The sequence below is a fragment of the Acidobacterium capsulatum ATCC 51196 genome (genome assembly GCF_000022565.1).
Lineage (GTDB): Bacteria > Acidobacteriota > Terriglobia > Terriglobales > Acidobacteriaceae > Acidobacterium > Acidobacterium capsulatum.
Genome location: NC_012483.1, coordinates 2,110,401 through 2,135,144 on the forward strand (window position 1 = coordinate 2,110,401; position 24,744 = coordinate 2,135,144).

At 63.3% G+C, this 24,744-nt stretch carries 20 protein-coding genes; 11 read left to right on the plus strand and 9 right to left on the minus strand.

The annotated features are described in order from the left end of the window. The first annotated feature begins 188 nt into the window (after positions 1-188). Positions 189-1,706, plus strand: coding sequence for a DNA recombination protein RmuC (locus tag ACP_RS08530; protein WP_015896898.1), 1,518 nt, complete (start codon positions 189-191; stop codon positions 1,704-1,706). A 473-nt stretch (positions 1,707-2,179) separates the two neighbouring features. Here ACP_RS08530 and ACP_RS08535 read toward each other — a convergent pair whose 3' ends face one another. After that, positions 2,180-2,752: an HIT family protein gene (locus ACP_RS08535; RefSeq protein ID WP_015896900.1), complete on the minus strand. Its 573-nt coding sequence runs from the start codon at positions 2,750-2,752 to the stop codon at positions 2,180-2,182. Positions 2,753-2,793: 41 nt separating this feature from the next. Next, a complete protein-coding gene (locus tag ACP_RS08540) occupies positions 2,794-3,993 on the minus strand; it encodes an ATP-binding protein (protein ID WP_015896901.1) in 1,200 nt (399 codons plus the stop codon). A 131-nt stretch (positions 3,994-4,124) separates the two neighbouring features. Here ACP_RS08540 and ACP_RS08545 point away from each other — a divergent pair, with 131 nt between their 5' ends. After that, positions 4,125-5,195, plus strand: coding sequence for a polysaccharide deacetylase family protein (locus ACP_RS08545; RefSeq protein ID WP_052294755.1), 1,071 nt, complete (start codon positions 4,125-4,127; stop codon positions 5,193-5,195). A 353-nt stretch (positions 5,196-5,548) separates the two neighbouring features. Here the strand turns inward: ACP_RS08545 and metK are convergent, their stop codons facing one another. Together metK and ACP_RS08555 are read right to left on the minus strand one after the other, a co-directional pair. Further along, positions 5,549-6,739 (minus strand): methionine adenosyltransferase, encoded by a 1,191-nt coding sequence (gene metK / locus ACP_RS08550; RefSeq protein WP_015896903.1) that lies wholly within the window; start codon positions 6,737-6,739, stop codon positions 5,549-5,551. Between the two features lie 188 nt (positions 6,740-6,927). After that, positions 6,928-7,815, minus strand: a complete 888-nt coding sequence (locus ACP_RS08555) for a LolA-like protein (RefSeq protein ID WP_015896904.1) — start codon at positions 7,813-7,815, stop codon at positions 6,928-6,930. Between the two features lie 80 nt (positions 7,816-7,895). On the opposite strand from ACP_RS08555, the gene ACP_RS08560 reads away from it, so the two are divergent. Continuing rightward, positions 7,896-10,058, plus strand: a complete 2,163-nt coding sequence (locus ACP_RS08560) for a sensor histidine kinase (protein WP_148215097.1) — start codon at positions 7,896-7,898, stop codon at positions 10,056-10,058. Between the two features lie 125 nt (positions 10,059-10,183). Further along, positions 10,184-10,741, plus strand: a complete 558-nt coding sequence (locus ACP_RS08565) for a regulatory protein RecX (RefSeq protein ID WP_041840116.1) — start codon at positions 10,184-10,186, stop codon at positions 10,739-10,741. A gap of 85 nt (positions 10,742-10,826) precedes the next feature. On the opposite strand, the gene ACP_RS08570 is transcribed toward ACP_RS08565, so the two are convergent. Then, positions 10,827-11,663 carry a hypothetical protein gene (locus tag ACP_RS08570; protein WP_015896907.1) on the minus strand — a complete coding sequence of 279 codons (837 nt, stop codon included), beginning with the start codon at positions 11,661-11,663 and terminating at the stop codon, positions 10,827-10,829. A 100-nt stretch (positions 11,664-11,763) separates the two neighbouring features. Between ACP_RS08570 and ACP_RS08575 the strand changes: the two genes are divergently transcribed. Further along, positions 11,764-12,963 carry an NAD(P)/FAD-dependent oxidoreductase gene (locus tag ACP_RS08575; RefSeq protein WP_015896908.1) on the plus strand — a complete coding sequence of 400 codons (1,200 nt, stop codon included), beginning with the start codon at positions 11,764-11,766 and terminating at the stop codon, positions 12,961-12,963. Positions 12,964-13,225: 262 nt separating this feature from the next. Continuing rightward, positions 13,226-14,359, plus strand: a complete 1,134-nt coding sequence (locus ACP_RS08580; protein ID WP_015896909.1) for a citrate synthase — start codon at positions 13,226-13,228, stop codon at positions 14,357-14,359. Between the two features lie 122 nt (positions 14,360-14,481). Here ACP_RS08580 and ACP_RS08585 read toward each other — a convergent pair whose 3' ends face one another. Then, positions 14,482-15,288 carry a hypothetical protein gene (locus ACP_RS08585; RefSeq protein WP_148215098.1) on the minus strand — a complete coding sequence of 269 codons (807 nt, stop codon included), beginning with the start codon at positions 15,286-15,288 and terminating at the stop codon, positions 14,482-14,484. Between the two features lie 2 nt (positions 15,289-15,290). Beyond that, the gene (locus tag ACP_RS08590) at positions 15,291-16,085 is read right to left on the minus strand and encodes an SDR family NAD(P)-dependent oxidoreductase (protein WP_015896912.1); all 795 of its coding nucleotides are present in this window, start codon (positions 16,083-16,085) and stop codon (positions 15,291-15,293) included. A 102-nt stretch (positions 16,086-16,187) separates the two neighbouring features. Between ACP_RS08590 and ACP_RS08595 the strand changes: the two genes are divergently transcribed. The 5 genes from ACP_RS08595 (at position 16,188) to ACP_RS08610 (ending at position 22,119) form a co-directional block, all read left to right on the plus strand. Continuing rightward, entirely contained in the window at positions 16,188-19,019 is a 2,832-nt protein-coding gene (locus ACP_RS08595) for an ATP-dependent helicase (protein WP_015896913.1), read from the plus strand. 86 nt (positions 19,020-19,105) lie between these two features. Then, complete coding sequence (locus ACP_RS18305) at positions 19,106-19,261, plus strand: hypothetical protein (RefSeq protein WP_169305955.1); 156 nt, start codon at positions 19,106-19,108, stop codon at positions 19,259-19,261. 83 nt (positions 19,262-19,344) lie between these two features. Beyond that, positions 19,345-20,907 carry an amino acid permease gene (locus ACP_RS08600; protein WP_015896915.1) on the plus strand — a complete coding sequence of 521 codons (1,563 nt, stop codon included), beginning with the start codon at positions 19,345-19,347 and terminating at the stop codon, positions 20,905-20,907. A gap of 209 nt (positions 20,908-21,116) precedes the next feature. Beyond that, positions 21,117-21,566 carry a MamS/MamX family magnetosome protein gene (locus tag ACP_RS08605; RefSeq protein WP_015896916.1) on the plus strand — a complete coding sequence of 150 codons (450 nt, stop codon included), beginning with the start codon at positions 21,117-21,119 and terminating at the stop codon, positions 21,564-21,566. A 130-nt stretch (positions 21,567-21,696) separates the two neighbouring features. Then, positions 21,697-22,119 (plus strand): MmcQ/YjbR family DNA-binding protein, encoded by a 423-nt coding sequence (locus tag ACP_RS08610; protein ID WP_015896917.1) that lies wholly within the window; start codon positions 21,697-21,699, stop codon positions 22,117-22,119. 50 nt (positions 22,120-22,169) lie between these two features. Here ACP_RS08610 and ACP_RS08615 read toward each other — a convergent pair whose 3' ends face one another. Continuing rightward, on the minus strand, positions 22,170-23,219 hold the full coding sequence (locus ACP_RS08615) for an NAD-dependent epimerase/dehydratase family protein (protein ID WP_015896918.1): 1,050 nt from the start codon (positions 23,217-23,219) through the stop codon (positions 22,170-22,172). Then, positions 23,212-24,561, minus strand: a complete 1,350-nt coding sequence (locus ACP_RS08620) for an ArnT family glycosyltransferase (RefSeq protein ID WP_015896919.1) — start codon at positions 24,559-24,561, stop codon at positions 23,212-23,214. Before ACP_RS08620 ends, ACP_RS08615 begins: the two co-directional genes overlap by 8 nt. Positions 24,562-24,744 lie beyond the last annotated feature (183 nt).

The window sequence follows — 24,744 nt, forward strand, 5'->3', positions numbered from 1 at the left end:
ACTTTCCCCCGGCTCGAAATTTCAAGTCTACCGGGCGCTCTTACCCATGTAAAGATGGATGCGCCCGGGCCGCGGGAAGTCTCACACTTTGCCGGGCCCCTGCCAAGCCACATCGTACCGCAGAGCTGTGGAAACCCGGCGAAAAAGCGGGTGCCGCTCCGGCCGCCGCCCGGCTGTATAGTCCTGCTATGCCTCTTGTTGCCATCGTCTTCGTAGTAGCCGCCCTGGGGGCGGGAATCGCCGTGGGAGCCTGGTTTGGCTCGCGCCTGGCCGCCAGCGAGCGGCGGGCGGAAAAAGCCCAGTCCGAGGCCGCCCTGCAGGCCGCGCAGGCACAGCTTGACCCCGCGCGCCAGCAGGCCGCCGAACTGGCCCTCCTGACCGAGGAGCTGCGCGCCCAGGTGGCCGAGGCCCGCGACAAGGCCGCCCGCGCCGAAACCGAAGCCGCACGCCTGCCCGACCTGCGCGCCGCGCTCGACGCCTCAGAAGAAGACAAAGCGCGCCTGCGGCAGGAACTCTCGGCCGCGCAGGCGGAGATGGCACGGCTCGGCACCCAGCTTCGCAATGAGCGCGACAACGCGCAGGAGAAGCTGCAGATGCTGATGGGCGCGCGCGAGGAGCTGACAAACCAGTTCAAGACGCTGGCCCAGAGCATTCTTGAGGAGAAATCAAAGGTCTTTACCGAGCAGAACCAGGCCAATCTCGGGCAATTGCTCACGCCGATTCGCGAGAAATTCACCGAATTTCAGCAGAAGGTCACCGAACTGCGCGACCAGGGCATCAAGAGCAGCGCCGAGCTGGGCCAGCAGATCAAGGGGCTGAGCGATCTCAACCAGCAACTCTCAAAAGAGGCCAACAGCCTGGTGGAGGCGCTCAAAGGCTCGTCGAAGACGCAGGGCGACTGGGGCGAGTTCATTCTGGAGCAGATTCTGGAGTCGGCCGGGCTGCAGAAGGACCGGCAATACCGCGTGCAGGAGAGCTTCACCCGCGAGGACGGCACGCGCGCGCAGCCGGACGTGATTGTCTCGCTGCCCGAGGGCAAGCACCTCATCGTGGACTCAAAGGTGTCTCTGCGCGACTACAGCGACTACTGCGCGGCCGAAGAGGACGCCGCCCATGAGGCCTCCCTTGCGCGTCACCTGGCCGCCATTCACGCGCACATCAAGGAGCTTTCGCGCCGCAACTATCACACGCTCTATGGGCTGCGCTCGATCGACTTTGTGGTGATGTTCGTGCCCATTGAGCCAGCCTATATGCTCGCGCTGGCGCATGACAGCAGCCTGTGGCAGAAGGCCTGGGAGCAGAATGTGCTGCTGGTGGGCCCGAGCACCTTGCTGTTTGTGGTGCGCACCGTCGCCCAGCTCTGGCGGCAGGAGGACCAGACGCGCAATGTACAGGAGATCGTCCGTCGCGGCGGCGAACTCTATGACAAGCTCTCGGCCTTTGCCAAAGACCTGACGGACGTGGGCAAGAATCTGGATGCGGCCCGCGCCTCCTATGATGAGGCCTATAAAAAGCTCGCGCAGGGGCGCGGCAACGCCATTCGCCAGGCCGAATTGCTGCGCCAGCTCGGCGTGAAAGCGACCAAAAAGCTGCCCGGCGAGCTGGTGGAAATGGCCCGCGGCGAGCACGGCGCAGCAGAGATGGAAGGCGGCCAGCTCTCGCTTGCCGCGGCAGCCGACGAAGAATCGAGCGAAGACGGCGAATAGCGCGAAGACGCTTTAATGCTTTATAAATCAATGGCTTATAGAGCAGACGCGTTATAATGTGAATCCGGATTCACATTATTCGGAAAAGGTGCGCGGAATTCGCATTTTATTGCGCTGTATTTCCCTGAAAATAAATGGCTTATGTGCGATTCGCGGAAAATGTGAATTCGGATTCACTTTCGGCTGTTTTTTCTCGCCGTACTAGGAGGCGAGCAGTGCAAGTGCAATGCCTGCCGGGCTAAACACTGAAAATAATACACTTGTGGCGGGCCGGGCGGCGCGGTGAATGTGAATCTGAATTCACATTTCCGCACGGCAGCGCTGCATGATTTTACTTCTCTTTCCATGGTAGCCGGAAAGGGGTATTTTCCCGGCGCGGAGCCGTCCGGACGCTAACCGGCGGATTTGCGGACTGGCTGGCTCGCTGACTTGCTGACCCGCTGACCTGCTAGCTTGCTGACTGGCTGACTCGCTCACTCCGCCCAGGCGGTGCGCAGCCGCTGCCAGGTCACTTTGAGGTCTTCGGGCAGGATGCGGGTCTCGGCGACGACGGTCATGAAGTTGGTGTCGCCGGTCCAACGCGGCATGGCGTGGAAGTGGAGGTGGGTATCGACGCCGGCCCCGGCGGCCTTGCCGAGGTTGAGGCCAAAGTTGAAGCCCTCGGGGTGGTAGACCCCGGCGAGCACCTGCTCGACCTTCTGGGCCATCGTCATCATCTCCTCGGCGGCCTCAGGGGCGAGGGCGGCGAGCGATGCCTGATGCACGTAGGGCACCACCATCACGTGACCGGCGGTGTAAGGAAAGCGATTGAGGCAGAGGTAATTGTGCCGGCCGCGGGCGACCAACAGGGCGGCCTGCTCGGCGTCGTCCGGGGGCATGCCGGCGGCGATGGCGGCATCGACCGAACCGAGCAGATTGCAGAAGACGCAGCGCGATTCCTGCCCGGCGGGATAGTAGGCGTCCAGTTCCGGAGCGATCCCGGGCCGCAGGGCTTTATCCGCCGAGGTGACGTACGCGTACCGCCAAGGGGTCCAGAGGTAGTCCATACAGGGGAGTTTAGCAAGGGGGGATGGCGGCATGTTTCAACTCAGGCGCCCAAAGATCTCCACTCATCCCCGGGCATGATGCGTTTCATGAATTCATCGAAGAGAGGCACTGTGAATGCTGTATCTCCATGCGTCGGACTCCAGACCATCCCCTTGCCTATCAGGCTGGCGCGTGTTGGCCCCAGCGACTGCACGGTCCGCCCTAATTCGTCTGCAATGTCTCCCGACCGATGGGGTCCCGGCCCAAGTTCCGCCATTGCCCGCAGGTATTTCTTCTCGGTTGGAGTCAACCGGTCAAAACGAACGCGGAAAAAGCTCTCATCCAGAGCCGCGATCGCTTCATCGGAGGCTTCGATAACATCGCTCTGGCGAATGGGACTCTTGGCGGCAAGGTCCCACGTATGCTTTCCCCACTCCTGCAAGAAGTAGGGATAGCCATGAGTTTTCTCGACGATGCTTTTCACCGCGAGATCCTCAATTTCCACCCCTTCCTGTCGCACAGGTTTCACGATGGCATCCGTAGCATCAGTGGAACTTAAAGGTCCGATTTCCGGGAAGTCGAATAACCGCTCGGCGTAGGATTTTGCCTCCCCCATGCGTCCACGCAACTGCGGTAAGCCGGCACCGATCACAGTCACAGGCAGCTTCTCCTGCGCGCAGCGGTGAAGCGCTGAAATCAGCGCGGCCAATTGGGGTTCTTCGACGTATTGCAGTTCGTCAATGAAGATAATGAGAGCAGTCCCAGCAGCTTTGGCAGCCATACCAGCCTGCTTCAACAATGTCGAAAGGTCTCCTTCCAGATCGCCGTTGTCGGCCAGTCCTGGTTCCGGATCGTAATCGAGTCCCACTTCGATATCGCTATAGGTCACCTTCAACTTTCCCGCAAAACCGGCCAGCGCCCGAAGCGCCCGGATGGCGTAGTCTTTCGCCGCTTCCTTCTTGCTCAAATTGAGCAGGGCCAGGCGCAAGGCTGGAGCAAGCAAAGCGGGGAGAGAGCGATGCTCTGGAGCCTCAATGCGAACAGTCTGCATGCCCATAGACTCTGCGTCGTGGCGAATCTGATCGAGTAGCACAGTCTTACCAACACCCCGGAGACCGACCAGCATCAGACTCTTCGCCGAGCGACCAAGGCGAAGCCGCTGCAGGCGCACGTTCGCGTCCTGCAGGATGGTGGTGCGACCCGCCAGAGCAGGCGGCGGGCTGCCAGCGCCAGGGGCATACGGGTTACGAACAGGATCCATATATATAAAGTTTAGCAAAGTTATCTAAAAAGCATAAACTCTCTAATTTCCGTATAGAGTGGCGTTAGGAATCCATTCACTTTGCGCGCTGGAGTCTCTTCCCTCAATGAGACAATCCCCCTATGCAGCCTATGTTTCGGACTCCCCTGTTGAGTCTTGCCGCTGTCTTTGGTCTCGGGCTTTCGAGCGCTCTTGCGGCGGGCTTGCCTGCCACCTCCGCGCAGGCGACCGCGCCCTCTGCTGCCACCACGCCTCATGCCGCCGCGGCGGCACATGTGGCCGGGCCGCTGGCGATGCCTACGTTCAAGCCGCTCAGGAAGCATCCTGTTGTGGCGCTGAGCTTTGACGATCTGCCGGCGGCGGGCGGGCTGCGGCCGGGCGAGTCGCGCGTCAGCATTCTCACGGCGCTCAGTCACGAGCTGCGGGCCGCGCACATGAAGGGCGTCTATGGCTATGTGAATGCCGTGGATCTGCCGGGCGACCCGGATTGCCAGCATGCGCTCGAAATCTGGATGCGGGCCGGCATGCGGCTCGGCAGCCATACCTGGTCGCATCCCGCGCTCGATGACGTGACGGCCAGCGCCTACGAGGCCAACATCGCGAAGAACGAGCCCTATGTGCAGCAGTACGCGGACGCGAACGGCAAGAAGACGGACTGGCACTGGTTCCGGTACCCGTATCTCGAAGAGGGCAACACGGCCGAAAAGCATGAGGACGTGCGCCGCTGGCTCCGCGCGCATGGCTACCGCGTGGCCGAGGTGACGCTGAATTTCAACGACGACGACTGGGGCGACGCCTATCTGCGCTGCAAAGAGAAGGGCGACACGGCCGGCATCGACTGGCTGGAGAAGAGCTACCTCGCCAGCGCCGCCGCCTACATCCCAGTGGAGCGCCAGCGCGAGCAGATCGCCTTCGGGCATGAGATTCCGAACGTGCTGCTGCTGCACGGCACCGAGTTCACGACGCTGATGCTGCCGCGCCTGATTACGCTGTTGCGGAGCGAGGGCTTCCGCTTCTCGACCGTACCCAAAGTGGAGCGCAACCGCGCCTACCGCACCGATCCGGTGGTGGGCATTCCGGGGGGAGCGAATTTCACCAACGAAGTGCTGGCGATGCGCGGCATCAAGGTGCCCTACCCGAAGGCGCTCAGCGAGCCGCATGCGAAGCTCGACAGCATTTGCGGTGGAGAGAGCGGCGAATAACCCGGGCGCGTCGCAAGCAAGGGGACCGCAAATATAGCAAAGTTAGCAAAGTTATGGGGAAAACATAAACTTCCTAATTTTCCTATAAATCTGCGCCGCGGCCATTGTTTGCAAGCAATGGGCAGAAGCAGAAAAAACGGCAGGCGCGCGGCCTGCCGTCTCAGACTGTTGACAGAATTGATTGGGGTAGAACAAGCATCGCGCAGGGGCTAAAAGCCCGCCAATTTTATTGGGCTTGATCGGCATGACTGAAGTCATGCCCTGTTACAAAACGATTGCGGCATAGGTATGTCACCAACATCAAACGGCAGGCCGATGGCCTGCCGTTTTTGTTTTGTCTCTGACGAAAGCAGTTACTTGGCAGCGACTGCTTCCTTGGCGCCGGCCTGCTCGCGCAGGGTGGCGGCCTTGTCGGTCTGCTCCCAGCCGAAGTCGCTCTCTACGCGGCCAAAGTGGCCGTATGCGGCGGTCTTCTGGTAGATGGGGCGGCGCAGCTTGAGGCTCTCGATGATGCCCTTGGGCGTCAACTGGAAGTTGGCGCGGACGAGCTTCACGAGTTCATCGTCACTGACGGTGCCGGTGCCGAAGGTATCGACGAGCACGCTGACCGGCTCGGCCACGCCGATGGCGTAGGCGAGCTGCACTTCGCAGCGCTCGGCCAGGCCGGCGGCCACGATGTTCTTGGCAATGTAGCGGGCCATGTACGCGGCCGAGCGGTCCACCTTTGTCGGGTCCTTGCCCGAGAAGGCGCCGCCGCCGTGACGGCCCATGCCACCGTAGGTATCCACGATGATCTTGCGGCCGGTGAGGCCGGTGTCGCCCATGGGTCCGCCGATGACGAAGCGGCCGGTCGGGTTGATGTGGTACTTGGTGTTCTCGTCGAGCAGCTCGGCGGGCAGGGTGGCCTGAATGACGTGCTTGAGAATGTCAGCGCGCAGGTCCTCGGTCGAGACCGACTCGGCATGCTGCGTCGAGATGACCACGGCGTCAATGCGGCGGGGCTTGTGGTCGGCGTCGTACTCCACGGTGACCTGGCTCTTGCCGTCGGGGCGCAGATAGGCGAGGCGGCCGTTTTTGCGCACCTCAGTGAGCTTGCGGGTCAGCTTGTGGGCCAGCGAGATGGGCGTGGGCATCAGCTCTTCCGACTCGTTGGAGGCATAGCCGAACATCATTCCCTGGTCGCCGGCTCCGCCCGTATCCACACCCATGGCGATGTCGCCGGACTGCTTGTTGATGGTGGAGATGACGGCGCAGGTGTTGGAGTCAAAGCCGTAAAGAGCGTTGTCATAGCCAATGGAGGCCACCACGCCGCGCACCAGCGCCTGAAAGTCCACGTAGGCCTTGGTGGTGATTTCACCGGCGATGACCACCAGACCGGTCGCGGTCAGCGTCTCGCAGGCCACACGGCTGTAGGGGTCCTGCTCAAGGCAGGCGTCGAGAATCGCGTCGGAGATCTGGTCGGCGATTTTGTCGGGATGACCCTCGGTCACCGATTCCGAGGTAAACAGAAATCTTTCGTTTGCGGGCAAAACTGCGTCCTCCATGGGGCACTCCCCGGCCGCGGGCGCGAAGAGCAGGCTGGGACATGGCATAGCCGGAAGCGATTCCGGTCATCCCAGTCCATCCTCGATGCTACCTGAGCGCCCCATGCAGGGCAAAACGCCGGGGGCTGGTTGGGGCGATTGGCCCGGTCACTGTGGCGAATTGGCAGTTGAACGGGGCGAGCGGGGCGTCAGGGCCGCGGCTGTGGGGACGGGGGTGGATTGGCAGGCTTCGGCGGCTGGCCTGTGTTCGGGAGTTGCTGGCCGTGGAAGAGCAGCTTCACGCTGGAGCCGAAGCGCTTGTAGTCCGAATAGGTAACCGTCTCGGCCATGGGCACGCTCTGCGCCAGGTAGCCGTCGCCGGCCGAGAAATGCAGCGTGCCGGCTCCGTGCGTCCAGACCGGGAACCAGTATTGGCCGTCCACCTGCTGGCGGAAGGTGATGTAGGGCAGCGAGAGATCCTGATGGCCCCGGCGCAGGTCGTCAGGCACGCTCTTGCCGTCGACCACGACAATCTGATGGTCTTTGGCATCGACCCAGATGCGGCCCTGAAAGTAGCGCTGGTGCTTCTCGATCTTCTTTGGCTTCACCTCAAAGACATAGGTCTGCACCTGATCGACCCGCTGCCGGCCTACATAGCTCACGTCATACCGCGGCAGCGCCTGGGTGGTGAGCACAAAGGGCAGGCGATGCTCAATGTCACTGAAGTCAGACTCTGACATGGAGACGCGCGTGAGCGTGCTGGGCGGCGCGTGGAGCACGGTCTCATAATGGCGCCCATGGGAGTCGATGCCGATGGAATCCACCTCGTAGTACTCGCCATCGGGCTTGCCGTCGCTGTTGAGGGTTTCCACCTTCACGGTGCGCTGGTAGGTGTAGTTTTCGAGCGCATGCTCAAACTGCGATTCGCGGGCGGCAAACTCCTCGATGAGCAGCGGCACCGGCTGGGAGGGCGATGCGGTGTGGAGCGGGCCAAAGCCGGAATCAAGCGGCATGAAGCTGCTGGAGGATTGCGCCCCGGCCACTGCCGTCAGCCCCGGCAGCAGCAGCAATATCCCAAGGCTCCATCTTCCGCGCATGCGCACCTCGCCCTCACAGAATAGACGCAGCCGGGAACCCGGCGGCAAGTGGGGGAATCCCGTGCGCCCCGGGAAATTCAGTGGCAAGCCGGGACGGCGTGTTCTCCATTTCGCCCAGGCGCGAGCGCGGATACACTAGCGCCATACCTTCGATGATGGATACCTACCGCATCCCGGTGCTGGCCCTGCTCTGCGTGCTCGCGGCGGTCTTTGGCATGCTTTATCTGCGGGTGCGCACGATCCGGTCGTTTCTCTGGTTGCTGGGCTGGACGGCCGCCGCGCTGCAGCTCGTGTTCCTGCAGGCCTCGCCCCATGCCTATGGGCTTTTTCCGGCCCTTGCCGAGTCCTGCATACAGGTCGCGGCGCTGATGTTTCTGGGCTCGCTTTCCCCCCTCAAGCTCAAGCATCATGACGTGCATTACGTCACCTTGTTTGCCCTCCCGCTCATCTTCTACTCATTTCTGGCGCTGTTCACGCCTCATCCAGACATGCTGATGCGAGCCGTCATGCTGCTCAGCGATCTGGCCGCCGTTGGCGTGGCTGTGGCCTGGAGCCTGCGCGAAAATCTTCTGCCGCCCTGGTTCACCACGACCTTTGCCCTGGTCGTCGGCGGACTCTGCATCTATGCCGGGTTTCACGGCGACGATCAGGTGGTGCTCAACGCCGCGCTGGCCGGCAACACATTCATCACCGCGCTGCTGGTGATTACCGATTACAACCGCCGGAGCCCCGGCGTCCTCTTCACCGTGGCGGGGCTTGTGCTGTGGTGCCTGCCCGCGTTCACCGGGCCGCATCCTTTCTCAGGCACGCACTCCTTTGCGGCCATCTGGCTGCTGCGCGTCTTCAATATGGCGAAAGTGGTGGCCGCCATCGGCATGATCGTGCTGGTGCTCGAGGATGAGTTGGCGGCGCATGATGAGGCCAAGCAGAATGAGCGCCGCGCCCATATGGAGCTGGAAGAGTATGCGCGGCTCGACTTTTTGCCTTCGGCCGCACAGGAGATCGCCGCGTCGTTTGAGCCGGTCTGCCGCGCCATTGCCCAGTACAGCCGTTTTGCGCGGGCCGCGTTGCTGCTGCGCGCCCCCGATGGCAGCTTTGCGGTAGCGGCCTATGCCGGGCTGGAGGCCGCAACCCTCAGCATGCTGCACACCCTCTCCGGCAACCTTGATGAGGATGGCCTGCGCCAGCTCGGGGCGTCCTCTGGCGTGCGCTTTGACCTCGGCCGCACGACGCAGGCCGACCTGGCTCCGCTACTGCCCGGCACCGCTTCAAGCAATGAAATGACGCGCCCGCATCTGCTGCGAATGAGAACCCGCGAAGGCGCTCTGGATGGACTGCTGTTGCTGTGGGGACTCAAAAATCCTGCCCGCGCCCTGGCGACCGAAGATATTCTGCCGATCGAGCTGCTGCTGAGCCGCCTGGCCTCGGCACGCGACCATCACCTGCTGGCGCGCCAGGTGGCACGCACCGAACGTCTCGCCAGCCTGGGCCAGTTGGCCGCCGGCGTGGCGCATGAGTTGAACAATCCGCTCACCGTGCTCATGGGCTACTCCGAAATCATGACCGAAGAGCCGGAACCGCGCGTGCAGAAATATGCAGGCATGATGCTTACCGAAGCACGCCGCATGAAGCAGATCATCGAGAGCCTGGTGCGCTTCTGGCGGCCCTCGGCAGAGCAGACGGAAGAGATTCAAGTGGAGCAACTGCTGCGCGACCTGGCGCGGCTGCACCGCGCGGAGCTCGCGGCCAAAGGCATTGAACTCATTCTTGAGGTGCAGCCCGGCCTGCCCCCGGTTCTCGGCAGCTATGAGCAGTTGCAGCAGGTGATGATGCAACTCATTCAGAATGCCGTTTCTTCGCTCGACCGCGAATCCGGCCTGCCGTGGAGGAGCGCGGAACCGCCACAATCCCGCCAGATCCGAATCGAAGCGCGGCCCACGGACGGCGGCGTGCAGATGCTCATCAGCGATAATGGCCCCGGCTTTACTGATCCGACTCGGGTCTTCGATCCCTTCTTCACCACCAAGGCCGTGGGCGAAGGCGTGGCGACCGGCATGGGCCTGAGCCTCTGCTACACGATTGTGCGCGAGCACTCCGGCGAAATCACGGCATGGAATCGCGAGCCGCATGGCGCGTGCGTTCGCATTGAGCTGCCGTCGGCGGCGGCGCGCGCTCTTCTCGACTTTGTGCCGCCTGCCCCGGCTGGCCGGCACATCCGGGCGGCGGAGCGGCAGAGCCGCTAGAGCATGTCCACTTCGAGTGAAAGCAGAGTGCGTGGTGCTCGCACGATCTTTCCCCAAAGGAAGGCCGCACCGGCTCGATGCCGGGCATCTACAGCAAAAGTGAAAACGCTCTAGAATCGGGCATCATGGCTTTTTCGCGCCCCTCCCGCAACAAAGAACCGCTCGACGAGAATGCGCTCTATGATTACGCCCTGCAGTCGCTGGGCCGCCGCATGCGCACCGTTGCCGAGCTGCGCAGGCTGATGCGCAACCGCGTCGAGGCCGGCGAAGCGGGCGAAGCCAAGATGCAGGCCGTGATCGCACGGCTCAAGGAGTACCGCTACCTGGACGACTCCGCCTATGCCGCCGACTACGCGCGGCTGCGGCAGGAGAACGCGCGCCTCGGCAAGCGCCGCGTGCGGCAGGACCTGCAGGTGAAAGGCGTGAACGCCGAGATCATCACGCAGACGCTCGACGCCGCCTACGAAAATGTGGACGAGGAAGCGCTGGCCCGCCGCCATCTCGAACGCAAGGGCATTCGCCAGCCTACGAATGACAAGGAATCGGCGCGGGTGATGCGCATGCTGGTGCGCGCCGGCTTCTCGACCGGAACCATCTACAAGGTGCTGCGCCACTGGAACGCGAGCGAAGACGCGCTGGCCGCGCTGGGAGAAGACGAAGCGGAAGAGCCGGGCGAATTCTGAGCGTTATTCCTTTGGGAAACATTCAGGCATCGCAAGCAGGCTCAAGGCTGCCGGGCGCGGAGTGCGCCTTCGCGGCAGCCCTGCGCTAGTGGCTCACCGTCACCGGCTTCGGCGCATTTTTTGGCGTGGAAAGATACCCGCTCACCACGTTGTGCCCGATTTTGTTGACCACCAGCTCAAAGAGCATGGGCTTGCTGCCGGAGTAAAACTGCACCGGCTCGTCAAGCGAGCGATTCTTCTTCTCAATGCGCTTGTCATTGGAGAAGACCCAGAGCGTATACCGGCTGTGCTTCGGGTCGGCCTTGCGCAGCTCAAGCGCAATGGTGCCGACCGCCTGCTTTTTCTTTTTGCGCAGCGTGAACTCGTAATAGTTGCGGTCGCCCTGATGCCGGAGCGCATCCAGCTCTTTGCTGTTGGTGGCAATCAGGCCGCTCTCGATGCCGAGGTCGCCCTGCATCTTTTTCATCTGCGCTTCGGTCTGCTGCAGCTCGGTCTGCGTCTGGCTCAGGCCAGTTTTGACGCCGCCCACATCGGTCTTTACACCGGCCACATCCGTCGAGACCGACGAGATCTGCTTCCGGTTGGCCTGCTGCTCGGTTTCAAGCCGCTTTGTGTCGGCATTCTGGCGGTTCAGCAGCTCGTTGGCGCGCCGTTCGAGTTGCTGCTGCGTCAGCCCCAGGGAGTGCCCGAGCGTCTCTGAGGTCACGCTGAGCCGCGCATTGGTCTCTGCCAGTGCATTGGCCAGCTTGCGATTCTGCTGCTGCGTGCTGGCCAGCTCGGCCTCGGCGTGGGTCAGCCGCCCGGCCAGCGAATAGCTCCACATCAGCCCGGCCAGCGCAGCCAGCACGGCGGCCACCAGCAACAGCGTGAATAGCGCGGAGGAGCGCTTTGGCTCCTCGTCAGAGAAAGAATTCGGTGTCATCCAAATCTTGCCTTTCTCGCTGGAGCCTATAGCCAAAATTCTCTTTGGGCAAGTGCCCGGGTCACGTGGCGCGGTCTGCGTGATTGCCTAAAATAACAACATGGCCGCAGGCAATCACACCGAATCCACCGGTAGCAGCTCTACCGCACTTTTTGATGTCGCCGTCATCGGCGCCGGACTGATCGGCCTCGCCACGGCGCTCGAGCTGGCCGGGGCCGGCCTGCGCGTGGTGGCCTTTGACCGCCAGCAGGCCATGCATGAGGCCTCGTGGGCCGCGGCCGGAATGCTCGCGGCCAATGATCCCGGCAATCCGCCCGCCATACTTGAGCTGTCCCGCTACAGCCTCGCGCTCTACCCCGAATTTCTCGCCCGCATCCACGCCCTTACGGGCCGCGAGATTCCGCTGCGCACGCGCCAGACGCTCGAAGGCATGCCCGCCGGCCACACGCTGCCGCCCGGCACGGCGGCCCGCCCGCTCACGGAGCCGGAACTGCAGCAGCTCGCCCCCGGACTGGTGCCCGGCGGCCTGCCCTTTGTCTCGCTCGATGAGCAGAGCCTCGACCCCTGCGACCTGACCGAGGCCGTGCCCGCCGCCGCCCGCGCGGCCGGCATCGACCTGCGCGAACACACGCCCGTGCAGCGCATGGCGCGGGAAGCCGGTCACTACCGCATCTTTTTTGCGTCGCCCGAGGGCGAGTCTTCGCTGCTGGCGCGCCACGTACTGCTGGCGACCGGAGCGTGGACGGCTCCGCTGCCGGACGGGTTGGCCCCGGCTTTGCCGCCGCCCGTCTCCCCGCGCAAGGGGCAGTTGGTCGCGCTGGAGCTGGAGGGCCCGGTGCAGAGCGAGTGCGTGCTCCGCGTCCCTGGGCTCTACATCGTGCCGCGCGGCAACGGTCAATATGTGGTGGGAGCCACGCTGGAAGACGCCGGATTTGATCAATCCACCAGCGAGGCGCTGCTGGCCGATCTGGAACGCCGCGCCGCCGCGCTGTGGCCGCCGCTGGCCCATGCCCGGCGCGCCGCCGCCTGGGCGGGGCTGCGCCCGCAGTCCGTGGACAGCCTGCCCGTCATTGGACATTTTGAAGGCCGCTTCGAGGGCCATTTTGAGAGCCCGCTGGGTGCGGGCCACGACTCCCCCGAGGCTGCGCACAATCTCTGGGTTGCGATGGGGCACTTCCGCAACGGCATTCTGCAGGCTCCCGGAACGGCGCGCATTCTGCGCGACCTGATTCTCGGGCGGACGCCCGCTGTCTCGCTTGAGCCCTTTCGCAGCGGACGTTTCGCCCTGGCTGCCGTCTAAAGTTTTTGGCGGAAGAGCCGAGAAGCGAATGAGGAGCGCCCGTTTTTCAATTCCTCAAAAAAAATGGCGGCGGAGCGTCCATGGCTTCTCCGCCGTCGTGTGACAAGCCTTTCGCGCGTAGGCTATAACATGGAGTTGCGCGTTTTGCACCGGCGATGCCTGTGGTCCCGCTCCTCTGGATGGGCCGTTTCACCGCATCCCATATTCGTGATGCACGCATCACCAGCCAGACCAAACATTTACCGGAGGATGAAAGGGAAGTATGTCGACTGCCGTAGCCACTAAAGGACTGGAAGGAATTGTTGCCGCCAATTCGGGCATTTGCTGGATCGATGGCGATGCCGGAGTATTGGCCTATCGCGGCATCGACATTCATGAGCTTGCCACTCACTCCAACTTTGAAGAGACCACCTACCTGCTGTGGCATGGCAAGCTGCCCACCCAGGCCGAGCTGGCCGACTTCAGCAAGAAGCTGGCTGCCGCCCGCCGCATTGATCCGAAAATCTACGATCTGCTGCGCAGCCTGCCCAAGACCGGCACGCCGATGGAAGCGCTGCGCACCGCCGTCTCCGCGCTGAGCTTCTTTGACCCGAACGAGCGCGCCGTCGATCACGACTCCAACGTGCGCAAGGCTTTTGACCTCACCGCGCAAATCGCGATGATCGTCGCCGCCTTTGACCGCATCCGCAAGGGCAAGGCCATTGTGGAGCCCGATCCCTCGCTCTCGCATGCCGGCAACTTCCTCTACATGCTCAACGGCGAAAAGCCCAGCGAGACGGCGACCAAGGCCTTTGACATTGCGCTCATCCTGCATGCGGACCACGAGCTGAACGCCTCCACCTTTGCCGCGCGCGTCATCGCCGCCACGCTCTCTGACATTCACTCGGCCATCACCGGCGCCATTGGCGCGCTCAAGGGCCCGCTGCACGGCGGCGCCAACGAGGCCGTGATGCGCATGCTGTTTGAGATTGAGAAGGCGGGCGCAGACCCGGTGGAGCACGTCAAGAAGATGCTGGCCGAGAAGAAGAAGGTCTCCGGCTTTGGCCATCGCGTGTATCACACCGAAGATCCGCGCGCGACGCACCTGCGCCGCATGTCTGAGGATCTTGGCCGCTCGGCCAACAATGCCAAGTGGTTTGAGATGTCGCGCAAGATCGAGCTTTATATCAATCAGGAGAAGAAGCTCAACGCCAATGTGGACTTCTACTCCGCCTCGACCTACACGACGCTCGGCATCGACATCGACCTCTTCACGCCGATCTTTGCCATCAGCCGCATCGCCGGCTGGAGCGCCCACGTGATCGAGCAGCTCGACGACAACCGCCTCATCCGCCCGCGCGCCGAGTACATCGGACCTGAGTACCCGTCCAAGTACATTCCGGTGGCTGAGCGCTAATCGACACTGTGTGTGTTACAGAAAAAGGCGTCCCCTGACGGGACGCCTTTTTTGCGCGTGATGCGCCTGCACGTCTGTGGGCTCACATTGCGCTCGTCAGAGACGTGGCCGGCGACTTCCCGTCACCGCGCAATCGCTGTGACGGCGGCCGGCACGTCAAAGGCATGCGGCGGCAGCGGCACGTTATAGGCCGCGCGCAGCAGATAGCGCTGCTCCACCATCTCGCCGTTGTGCAGATAGGTCAGCGTGAACGGCGTCTGAATGCCGTCAATGAGGTGGTAGTCGTTGAACTCGACCACATCGGTGTCTTTGTCGTGAAACTCGGGGTCGCGATAGGTGAAGCTCACCTGCATGGGCAGGTGTGTCTCCGTATCGGACTGCACCGTGATGGCGTCGTTCTGCTCGTTGAGCAGGGTTACCTGGTCGGCGAGCCGCCGCTCTGAGAGCACCTGCCCGTCATAGGTCACCAGCGTTTCAGGGTCGTTGCGCCACGCGCGCAGCGCGGCATCGAGCGAGTGATCGCGCAGCCGCCAGTATTCCTCGCAAATCCTTTTCTGCTGTGGACGCGCGCCGCGATAGGTCACCTCAGTGCAGGCGTGGTTCTGATAGATTTCGGCGACGTTCTTCTGCTTCGTCTCTTCCCTGCGCTCGGGGCCGAGCGGCACGCTCCAGTCAAAGAAGCGCAGCATGGAGCCATCGGGATTGCCGTGGAAGAAGCCCGCGATATTGCCGTCGGTATACACGTTGCGCACGGCGGTCCACTTTTGGCCGCCCAGCGCTTCCACCATCCTGGCGAGCACGGCGCGGCCCTTCTGCGCATTCGCATCGGGCGCGGCGGAGGAAGCCGCACTTTGCGCGAATGCACCCGCTGAAAACATAACTGACACGGTTGCAAATGCGCTGCACGCCCACGTCGCCAGCCGCTTCATCGCTAGCCCACCAGCACGGCGCCGCCGTTCACGTTGACGATTTCACCGGTCATGAAGCCCGCGTAGGGCGTGCATAAAAAGAGAATCGGCCCGGCAATCTCCACGGGGTCAGCCACGCGCCGCACAGGGATGACGGAGAAAATCTTCTCGCGCGTGGCGGGGTCGGCCAGCGCGGAGGCGGACATCTCGGTCATCACCCAGCCGGGCGCGACGCAGTTCACATAGATGCCCTGCGGAGCCAGCTCGGTCGAGAGGCCCTTCGTCATGCTGATGAGCGCGCCCTTGCTGGCGGCGTAGTCCGCATGAAAGGCCTCGCCGCGCTGCCCGGCGGTGGAGCTGACCAGCACAATGTGCCCGGCCGCCTGCCCATGCGGGCCGCGCCCCTGCTTCTGCATCTGGCCCGCGGCGGCCTGCACCAGCCCAAAGGCACTGTCGAGATTGATGGCGAGCGTTTTGCGCCACTGCTCATCGCTCATCGTGGCAATGGGCGCGTCATGCGCGGGCCAGATGCCGTGATTGACCACCAGCGCATCGAGCCGCCCAAAGGCCTCGACGGTGCGCTCAACCAGCGCGCGTCCATCGGCGGGGGTGGAAAGCTCCTGCTGCAAGGCCATGCACTGCGCGGGGCCTCCGCAGGCTGCAACTACTTCTTCGGCACGCTGCCGCGCATTCTGAAAATTGAACGCCACGCGCGCGCCCGCCTGATGAAACAGCGCCACCGTGGCCGCGCCAATGCCGCGCGAGCCGCCGGTAATGAGCGCCACCTTGCCTTCCAGAGACAGTCCCACACCACTCATGCTCTTGAAGCTACCGGGTTTTCCACGCGCGGTCCAGATCGCGCCGGGCATGCGGAGCGCATCCGGTTTTCGAGCGACTAAAATAGAGTCAGGGACCCCATCTTGCAGCAGCTACTCGACAAACTCAATCCGCAGCAGCGCGCCGGCGTGGAAAACGTCGATGGCCCTGTGCTGATCCTGGCCGGAGCGGGCTCGGGCAAAACGCGCGTCATCACGCACCGCATCGCTTATCTCATTCAGGAGCGCGGCGTCGCGCCCGACTCCATTCTGGCGGTGACCTTTACCAACAAGGCTGCCAAGGAGATGGCCGAGCGCGTCGATGCGCTCATCGGCCACAGCACGCTGGCCAAGCCGGTGCTGGCGACGTTTCACTCCTTTTGCGTGCGCATGCTGCGCCGCGACATTGAGGCGCTGCGCATCGGCAACGAAGGCCTGACGAAGACCTTTGCCATTTATGACGAGAGCGACCAGCAGTCGCTGGTGAAGCAGATCATGCGCCGCATGGGCCTCGATGACAAGCAGCTCACGCCGCGCGTGGTGCTCTCAAAAATTTCGTGGGCCAAAAACCACATGATCGATCCGCAGGAGTATTACCTGCAGTCCTCCGATCCGGTGGCCGAGCGGGTGGCGCACATTTTTGAGGCCTATCGCAAGGACCTGCGCAAAAACAACGCGCTCGACTTTGACGATCTGCTGCTGGAGGCCGTGCGCCTGCTCAAGTCCTCCGCCGAGGTGCGCGAGCGCTACAACCGCCGCTACCAGTACCTGCTGATCGACGAGTATCAGGACACGAACCGCCCGCAGTATGAGCTGATGAAGCTGCTGGCCGGCTCACGCCACAACGTCTGCGTGGTGGGCGATGAAGACCAGAGCATCTACTCCTGGCGCGGGGCCGATATTCGCAACATTCTCGAATTCGAGAAGGACTTTCCTAACGCGCAGACCATTCGCCTGGAACAGAACTACCGCTCGACGCAGGTGATTCTGGAGGCGGCCGGGGCGGTCGTCTCGCGCAATGAGCAGCGCAAGGGCAAAAGCCTGTGGACCTCGCGCGAGGGCGGCTCACTGATCGGCTTCTATGAAGCGCCCGACGGCGAGAATGAAGCGCTCTTCATCGCCGACTCCATTCAGAAATACCTGCGCAAGGCCGGCGAGAGCGCCGAGCAGCCGCGAGCGGCCGTGCTCTACCGCACCAACTCGCAATCGCGCCTGGTGGAGGAGGCGCTGCGCCGCTACGGCATTCGCTACACCATGGTGGGCGGCTTCTCGTTTTATGAGCGCGCCGAGATCAAAGACCTGCTCAGTTATCTGAAGCTGGTGCAGAACCCTAATGACTCCATCGCGCTGCAGCGCATCGTGAACACGCCGGCGCGCGGCATCGGCAAAACCACCATGGAGACGCTGGAGCGCATCGCTCTTGAGACCGGCACCAGCACCTGGAACGGGATCGTCCGCGCGCTGCGCGAAAAGCTGCTGCCCTCGCGCGCGCTGGTCGCGCTCGACACCTTCGTGCGCCTCATTGAAGACGCCCGCGCGCTGCTGGCGCCCGATTTCGCTGAGAAGCTGGCCGCCGATGTGGCCGCCGAATCCGGTGAGATGTCAGACGCCGCCGAGCCGGAGAGCGACACGGATTTCTCCTTTGCCGCCGCAGCGGACGAGACGACGAGCCCCGACGCCAGCGCCGACACCGGTTTTGACTTTGGCGACAACGCGCAAGGCATACTGGCGCTCACGCCGCATCCAGACGCGGAACCCGCCCTGGAAAGCAGCAGCCCAAACACAGAAGCAGGCACAGAGGCAGACACCGATTTCGACCCGGTCGCCTTCAATCCGTTTGCCGCCGCCTCGAAGCAGCCGCTGCGCCAGCGTACGCCGCCCGCCGCCGCCCCCCAGACGCCCGCGGAAGAAGACCCGCACGCTGCCGCCTTCCGCAAGCCCGGCGACCCGGCCACGCTGCCCGAGCTGATCAAGTTCCTCATTGACCGCTCCGGCTACATTCGCGCGCTTGAAGAAGAGGCGACGCCCGAGGCCTTCTCGCGCATTGAAAACCTCAAGGAACTGGCCAACGCCGCGCAGGACGCGCAGGAGCGCGGCGAGACGCTCAACGAGTTTCTGGACCACGCCGCGCTCGTGAGCGACACCGACCAGTTTGACGCCGATGCCCGCGTCACGCTCATGACGCTGCACGCCGCCAAGGGCCTGGAGTTCCCCATGGTCGTGCTGGCCGGCATGGAGGAAGGGCTTTTTCCGCACTCGCGCACGCTGACAGACCCCAACCAGATGGAAGAGGAGCGCCGCCTCTGCTATGTGGGGCTCACGCGCGCCATGGACTCGCTCATTCTTACCCGCGCGCGCTACCGCCGCCGCTACGGCAATGACATGCCCGAGGCCAGCACGCCCTCGCGCTTTCTTGAGGAGATTCCGGCGCACCTGCTTGAAAATCTCGGCGGCACGCCTGCCTGGGGCAGTGGCGGCTCCGGTTATGGCTCCGGCTACGGCAGCCGCGGCGGCTATGACGACATGAGCGGCCGCCATTACAGCTATGAGGATGAGGACCAGAGCGCCGGTGCGCGGCCCTCGGGTGGCGCAGGCCGCTACGGCAGCGCAGCCGGTAGCCGCTCCGGCAGCTATCCGGGCCGCTCCAGCGGCGGCGGCAGCGGATCGCTCGATAACATCGCGCAGTTCTTTGGCGGCAAGCGCGGCGCGGCCTCCGGCACGCCCGCGGGCAAGTCCGCGCGGCCCCGGCTCGACGTTCCCGCGCCTTCCGGCAACACGGGTCTGCGCAACGGCCAGCGCGTCCGGCACCCGAAATACGGCGAAGGCATCGTCTTTCAGCGGGATGGCGAAGGGGAAAACGCGAAGATTACGGTACAATTTGCAAAGTTTGGAGTGAAAAAGCTGGTGGAGAAATTTGCCCAGCTCGAGCGCCTTTAGACACCTGTTAAAACCGCGCCCGCTCCCGGACATTCGCCGGACCTCGCTCCGGACACACACTCGCATACGAAGGATTTTTGAGAATCATGGCAAACACCAGGACCGTTGAAAACAAGGAAGAGCGCAAGGCAATCAAGCGCACCGCCCGCAAGAAGGCTGCTCCCAAGGCCAAGCGCACCACCCCGCGCGGCGCCAACAAGAAGAAGATCAAGAAGCTCACGCGCACCCTCGGCAAGCGCTAAGCCTCTGAATCCATCTCGCCAGCCTTGCCTTTCCACTTTGCGCAAGGCTGGCGAACCCGGTACACTCCGGTTTTCACCTCTACATGCAGGAGTGCGCCCTGTCGCAGCTTTTCACCAGAAAGTCCATTGACAAGCTGATCGCCGAGTCAGAAGACCCGGAGCGGCGGCTTCGCAAGACCCTTGGCCCCATCTCGCTCATTGCTCTCGGCATTGGCGCGGTGGTGGGCTCGGGCATCTTCACGGTCATCGGCACGGCCATCAGCGGCCAGCAGTTCAGCACCTCTTCGGTGCTGAACACGCCGCTGCTCGACTTTCTGGTGCGGCATCACGCCATGGCGGGCCGCCCCGGCGCGGGCCCCGCGCTGGCCTTTTCGCTGGTGCTGGTCGCCATCGTCTGCGGATTCACCGGGCTCTGCTATGCCGAGCTCGCCTCCATGATCCCCATCGCCGGCTCGGCTTACACCTATACGTATGCCACTCTGGGCGAGCTGATTGCGTGGATCAACGGCTGGAGCCTGATCCTCGAGTACGCCTTCTCCAACATGGCCGTCTCCGTGGGCTTTGCCGGGCACATGGTGGACCTGATGGACTGGTTCGGCATCCATCCGCCGCTCAAATGGATCTCGCCCGCCTATCTGCCCAGCGGCCTGCAGGATTTCTCCGGCCATGTGCTCTACCAGCCGGGATGGCACTTCGGCTTCAACATTCCGGCCTTCATCGTCGTCATGGTCATCACCATGGTGCTGGTGCATGGCATTCGCGAGTCCGCGCGCACCAACAACATCATGGTGCTGCTCAAGATCGGCGCCATCCTGGTCTTCATTCTGGCCGGGGCGCAGTTCATTCACCCGAGCTATTACCATCCCTTTGCCCCCAACGGATGGTCGGGCATCCTGACCGGCGGCTCCATCATTTTCTTCACCTATATCGGCTTCGATTCGGTCTCGACCGCCGCCGAGGAGTGCAAGAATCCGCAGCGCGACCTGCCCATCGGCATCATCGCGACGCTCATCGTCTGCACCCTGCTCTACCTCGGCGTGGCCACCGTGCTGGTGGGCCTGCGCCACTGGAACACCATGGCCGACGACGCCGCGCCGGTGGTCAACACTCTGCGCCACCTCTCGCAGCAGAGCGGCGGACACCTGCTGCGCTACATTCATCTGGCCGTGCTGGTCGGGGCCATTCTGGGCATGGTCTCGTCAATTCTGGTCTTCCAGATCGGCCAGGCGCGCGTCTGGTTTGCCATGTCGCGCGACCGCCTGCTGCCCACCATCTTTTCGCGTGTGCATCCGCGCTACCGCACCCCGGCCGTCTCCACCTGGGTAGCAGGCATTGTTGTGGCCATTCCGGCAGGACTGCTCGACATCGGCACAGTAGCCGACCTCTCGAACATCGGCACGCTGTTTGCCTTTGTGCTGGTCTCAGCCGGCGTGCTTATTCTGCGCTATCAGGACCCCCACCGCCATCGCAGCTTCCGCGTGCCCTTCGGCCCGGTCTTCCCGGTGCTGAGCATCGTCTTCTGCGTGCTGCTCATGATGGGCCTTGAGGTCATGACCTGGGTGCGCTTCTTTGCCTGGCTCGCCATCGGCCTCGTGATTTATTTCTTCTACAGCCGCAAGCGCAGCGAGTTTTACGCCGGCAAGTAGCCACCGATTTGCGCCCACAAATCGGCGCCCCTGCATAGGACACCCGTCACTTCCCGCGCTTTGCCTGCGGGCGGACAATCAGCCTGTAATCCGCAGGCAGCGAATGCTCCCGGCTCGCGCAGGCTGTTCCTTCCCCCTCCCGCTCCCGAACAGCCGCCACCAGCACGCGGGGCCAACGAACCGCCGCTGCCGGAAAGGCAGGCGTCCCTATGTCCCGACGCTTTTGGCTCGCCATCCTCGCACTCCTCGCCCTCATCTTTTCCCTGGCCCCGGCCGCATTCCCACAGATGGGTTCCGGCATGGGCATGGGCATGGGCAGCCGGCTGTATGATCCCAACACCGAACTCACCGTCTCCGGAAAGGTGACTGCGGTCGAAACCATCCCCGGCAATCATGGCTGGGATGGACTTCACCTCACTCTGGAAGCTAACTCCGGAATCACCTATGACGTTCACCTCGGGCCCGCGGCCTACATCCACCGCAAAGACTTCGCCTTTGCCAAGGGCGACAAGATCAACGTGACCGGCTCCAGAATTCTGTATCACGGAGCCCAGATCATGGTGGCCCGCCAGGTGGTCAAAGGCGGCAAAACGCTCCTGCTGCGCGATGCGCAGGGCCGCCCCTACTGGGCTGGCCGATGGCAAGGCACGGACAATTAGCTAGTCCAGAATCGGCAGGTCTCCTCAGCGGACCTGCCGACTCGCTGACTTGCTACCCGGCTGACCCGCTGACTTGCTCACTCGCTGACCTGCTCACTTGCTGACTTGCTGACCTGCTACTCTCCATCCCATGGACGCCGAACGCCTTCGCAGCTATCTGCTCGCCCTGCCCCACGTCGAAGAAACCATGCAGTGGGGCGCGAACCTCGTCTTCTGGGTGGGCGACAAGCGCCTCGGCGGCAAGATGTTCGCGCTGGCCAACCTTGAGGGAGACGGCCGCGCCGTGCTCTCCTTTGCCGCCGGCCCGGAGCGCTTCGCCGAGTTGGTCGAGCGCGAAGGCATCTTTCCCGCGCCCTACCTGGCCCGCGCCCACTGGATCGCGCTCGAAGACTGGCAGGCCCTGCCCGCCCCGGAGTTGAAGGACCTGCTGCGCGAGGCCCGCGACCGGGTGGAAGCCAAAATGCCCAAACGCATCCGCGAGACGCTGGCCCTGCCCGCAAGCGAGCGCAAAAAACTCATCGCGGCCGGCAAGAAGCTGCCGAAGAAGAAGTAAACTCTTGTTTCATTTGATTCACTCTACGCGCGGATACAGGTGCAATTTTCTCAGGAAAGCCACTTCAGCAGACGGATCAGCCCCATCGAGGCCGGCTTCGAGTGCGCCGAGACATTCTCCCGCTCGTGAATCTCGCGGCTGCGTTCGGCGTAGTAGCGGTAGGCGCGTTCGAGCATCTGCCCGTTGGTGAGCGTGGGCTGCCAGCCCAATTCGCGCTTGATGGCGGAGGTGTCAAAGACAAAGTCCTCGGCAATCATGCGGTAGTGGTACGGCCCCAGCGGAGACAGATGCAGATGATGCGCCAGTTGCATGAGCGCCAGCGTAGGCCCCTTGGGCAGGCTGCGCACGCGCGACCGGCTGCCCGCCGCGCCAATCACCGCCTCGTAGGTCTGGCGCAGCGATGGCACGTTGTCTGAGCCCACATGGAAGAGATGGAAGCCCTTCGCCTTCAGCGCCAGCAGGCAGGCCTGGGCCAGGTCTTCGGCATAGATGAACTGGTAGTGGTTGCCGCCATCGCCCACCACCCATACCGTCTTGTTCTCGTGGATGAACTCGAAGAGAATCGCCAGCAGCCCGAGCCGTCCGCTGTCGATGATGGTCGGGCAGCGCAGCATCACGATGTCCATGCTGCCGCCGTTCTCCGCGATCCTGGCCAGCTCCTTCTCGCCGGCCCATTTGGACTCGCCGTAAATCTCCACCGGCTGCGGCGGCTCGTCTTCGGCCACCGGATGACCGAGGTTGCGCGCCCATAGGCAGTTGGTCGAGAGGAAGATAAACTTGGGCACGCCGTGCCGCTGCGCCGTCCCGGCCAGCAGGCGGGTGGCGTCCACGTTCGAGGTCCAGATGTCCTGCTTGTCGATGTGCAGCCCATGCGCCAGCGCCGCCGCGCAATGAAAGACCGCGTCGAAGCGATGCGCGGCAAAGACCTGCTCCACACGCGCGCCGTCGCGCAGGTCGGCCAGAATGCTGGTGAGCCGTTCGTGGCGGGCCGCGTCGGGCACGCGGTCATAGCTCACGACCTCCCAGCCGTCGGTAAGCAGGCGCTGCTTGAGCAGGCCGCCGAAAAATCCGGCTCCGCCGGTGACGAGTGCTTTAGGCATGACGTGAAAATCCTCTGACTCTCCAGCTCTTTTCCGCCGACTGGAAGAGGTACACCCCAAGAATATCGATGAGCGGCTCCAGCGGATGGCGGAAGCGCGCATGCACCGTGATGAGGTAATAGGTGACCGGCAGCAGGGCAAAGGCCCAGAAGAAGAGCCACCGGCCGGCAGCTTTGCGCCGCAGGGCCAGCGCCAGCCCAAAGAGCCCGGCCAGGCTCGTGAACTCAAAATTGAGACTGCGGCCAAGATCAGCCCACCACTTGGGGCTGGCAGCCGCCGGAACCCCGGCCCAGTACATGTAAATGCGCTTGGGCGTCAGCCGCCAGAAGTGGCCGGGATGCCTGGCCAGATAGGCTTTGGTCTCCTGCATGTGCCACTGCATCCAGGCAATCTCACCCATCTGGCGGTACTTGCGCATCTGCACGGGGTCTTGAAAAGGCTGGTCATACTCGCGAATCATGCCGGTCGAGCCGGGCCCGTTGCCGTCAAAAAACTCGAAACCAAAGTCAGACCGCACCGGGATGAAGTGATGGAAAACCACCCAGTTGCGATAGACCCACGGCGCGAGGCAGCCCAGAAAGATCACTGCCGCCATGGTGCCGTAAGCCAGTTGGCGCTTCCATCGGGGAGAGCCCCACAGAATCCAGAGGCCGCACGCCGGCAAAAAGAGCTGCAGCGAGGGATTGCTGAATGCAATCAGCGCCCACAGCACGGCAAACAGCGCCCACCGGCCGGGAGTGGCCCCCTCGGCGCGTGCCTCGCCCGGCTCGCCGATGCCGCGCATTCTGAGCGCCAGCGCCAGCACCCATGCGAAGAGCATGCAGGTCAGCGACATCTCCCAGACCCAGCGCTCGTCGTATTGCAGCGCGGCGGGATACAACGCCCAGATCCACGTGGCCCACACCGCCACTTTGCGGGAGAAGCAGCGGCGGGCAATCTGCCAGACGGCCGGCAGGGTGAACGCGCCGAAGACGCAGTTGAGAGCCAGCGTCACCCAGGCCGAGAGCGGCGAGTAGTCGCCAAACACCTTGAAAATGCCGGCCAGCAGCCACGGATAGAGCGGCGGCTCCCAGGCCGTGGGACCGCTCAAGCCCCAAAAAGGATTGCCGTAGCCATGCCCGGTCACCAGCGAATGCGCGATGCGGCCCATCTCGTAGCCGAACTCGAAATGGTTCCAGTGCGTGCGGATGTGCCAGGTGTGCGCAAAGGTCATGTAGCCCAGGCGCAGCACGAGGCCCACCCAGAAGATCACCCAGGGGAAGCGCGCGAGGGCGCCGCCGTTCGGGGCTTCGGCCGCGGCCGTGGGGCGGGGCAAAGATGAGGATCGAGGAGATTCAGCCATGCGGTATTGCCATTCTAATTTGCCCTCCGGCTCCGGCTGGGCTACACTTAGAGTTCGGCACCAGAGTGGGCATCAGTTTGTCTGCATGGGCGCCGGGAAGCAGGCCGGATCGCGCGGCAGTTTGTGAGCCGCAGCCCTCGGCCAGCCCGGGCGCAACTGGTCTGATATACCCAAGTTTTTCGG

What these genes read in the sequence shown, in the direction of transcription:
- ACP_RS08545 (WP_052294755.1), top strand. Translation starts at nt 4,125, where the DNA reads ATGTTTCGGACTCCCCTGTTGAGTCTTGCCGCTGTCTTTGGTCTCGGG.
- ACP_RS08580 (WP_015896909.1), top strand. Translation starts at nt 13,226, where the DNA reads ATGTCGACTGCCGTAGCCACTAAAGGACTGGAAGGAATTGTTGCCGCC.
- metK (WP_015896903.1), bottom strand. Translation starts at nt 6,739, where the DNA reads ATGGAGGACGCAGTTTTGCCCGCAAACGAAAGATTTCTGTTTACCTCG.
- ACP_RS08615 (WP_015896918.1), bottom strand. Translation starts at nt 23,219, where the DNA reads ATGCCTAAAGCACTCGTCACCGGCGGAGCCGGATTTTTCGGCGGCCTG.
- ACP_RS08600 (WP_015896915.1), top strand. Translation starts at nt 19,345, where the DNA reads ATGCAGGAGTGCGCCCTGTCGCAGCTTTTCACCAGAAAGTCCATTGAC.
- ACP_RS08530 (WP_015896898.1), top strand. Translation starts at nt 189, where the DNA reads ATGCCTCTTGTTGCCATCGTCTTCGTAGTAGCCGCCCTGGGGGCGGGA.
- ACP_RS08565 (WP_041840116.1), top strand. Translation starts at nt 10,184, where the DNA reads ATGGCTTTTTCGCGCCCCTCCCGCAACAAAGAACCGCTCGACGAGAAT.
- ACP_RS08620 (WP_015896919.1), bottom strand. Translation starts at nt 24,561, where the DNA reads ATGGCTGAATCTCCTCGATCCTCATCTTTGCCCCGCCCCACGGCCGCG.
- ACP_RS08605 (WP_015896916.1), top strand. Translation starts at nt 21,117, where the DNA reads ATGTCCCGACGCTTTTGGCTCGCCATCCTCGCACTCCTCGCCCTCATC.
- ACP_RS08610 (WP_015896917.1), top strand. Translation starts at nt 21,697, where the DNA reads ATGGACGCCGAACGCCTTCGCAGCTATCTGCTCGCCCTGCCCCACGTC.
- ACP_RS08585 (WP_148215098.1), bottom strand. Translation starts at nt 15,288, where the DNA reads ATGAAGCGGCTGGCGACGTGGGCGTGCAGCGCATTTGCAACCGTGTCA.
- ACP_RS08540 (WP_015896901.1), bottom strand. Translation starts at nt 3,993, where the DNA reads ATGGATCCTGTTCGTAACCCGTATGCCCCTGGCGCTGGCAGCCCGCCG.
- ACP_RS08590 (WP_015896912.1), bottom strand. Translation starts at nt 16,085, where the DNA reads ATGAGTGGTGTGGGACTGTCTCTGGAAGGCAAGGTGGCGCTCATTACC.
- ACP_RS08570 (WP_015896907.1), bottom strand. Translation starts at nt 11,663, where the DNA reads ATGACACCGAATTCTTTCTCTGACGAGGAGCCAAAGCGCTCCTCCGCG.
- ACP_RS08555 (WP_015896904.1), bottom strand. Translation starts at nt 7,815, where the DNA reads ATGCGCGGAAGATGGAGCCTTGGGATATTGCTGCTGCTGCCGGGGCTG.
- ACP_RS08535 (WP_015896900.1), bottom strand. Translation starts at nt 2,752, where the DNA reads ATGGACTACCTCTGGACCCCTTGGCGGTACGCGTACGTCACCTCGGCG.
- ACP_RS18305 (WP_169305955.1), top strand. Translation starts at nt 19,106, where the DNA reads ATGGCAAACACCAGGACCGTTGAAAACAAGGAAGAGCGCAAGGCAATC.
- ACP_RS08575 (WP_015896908.1), top strand. Translation starts at nt 11,764, where the DNA reads ATGGCCGCAGGCAATCACACCGAATCCACCGGTAGCAGCTCTACCGCA.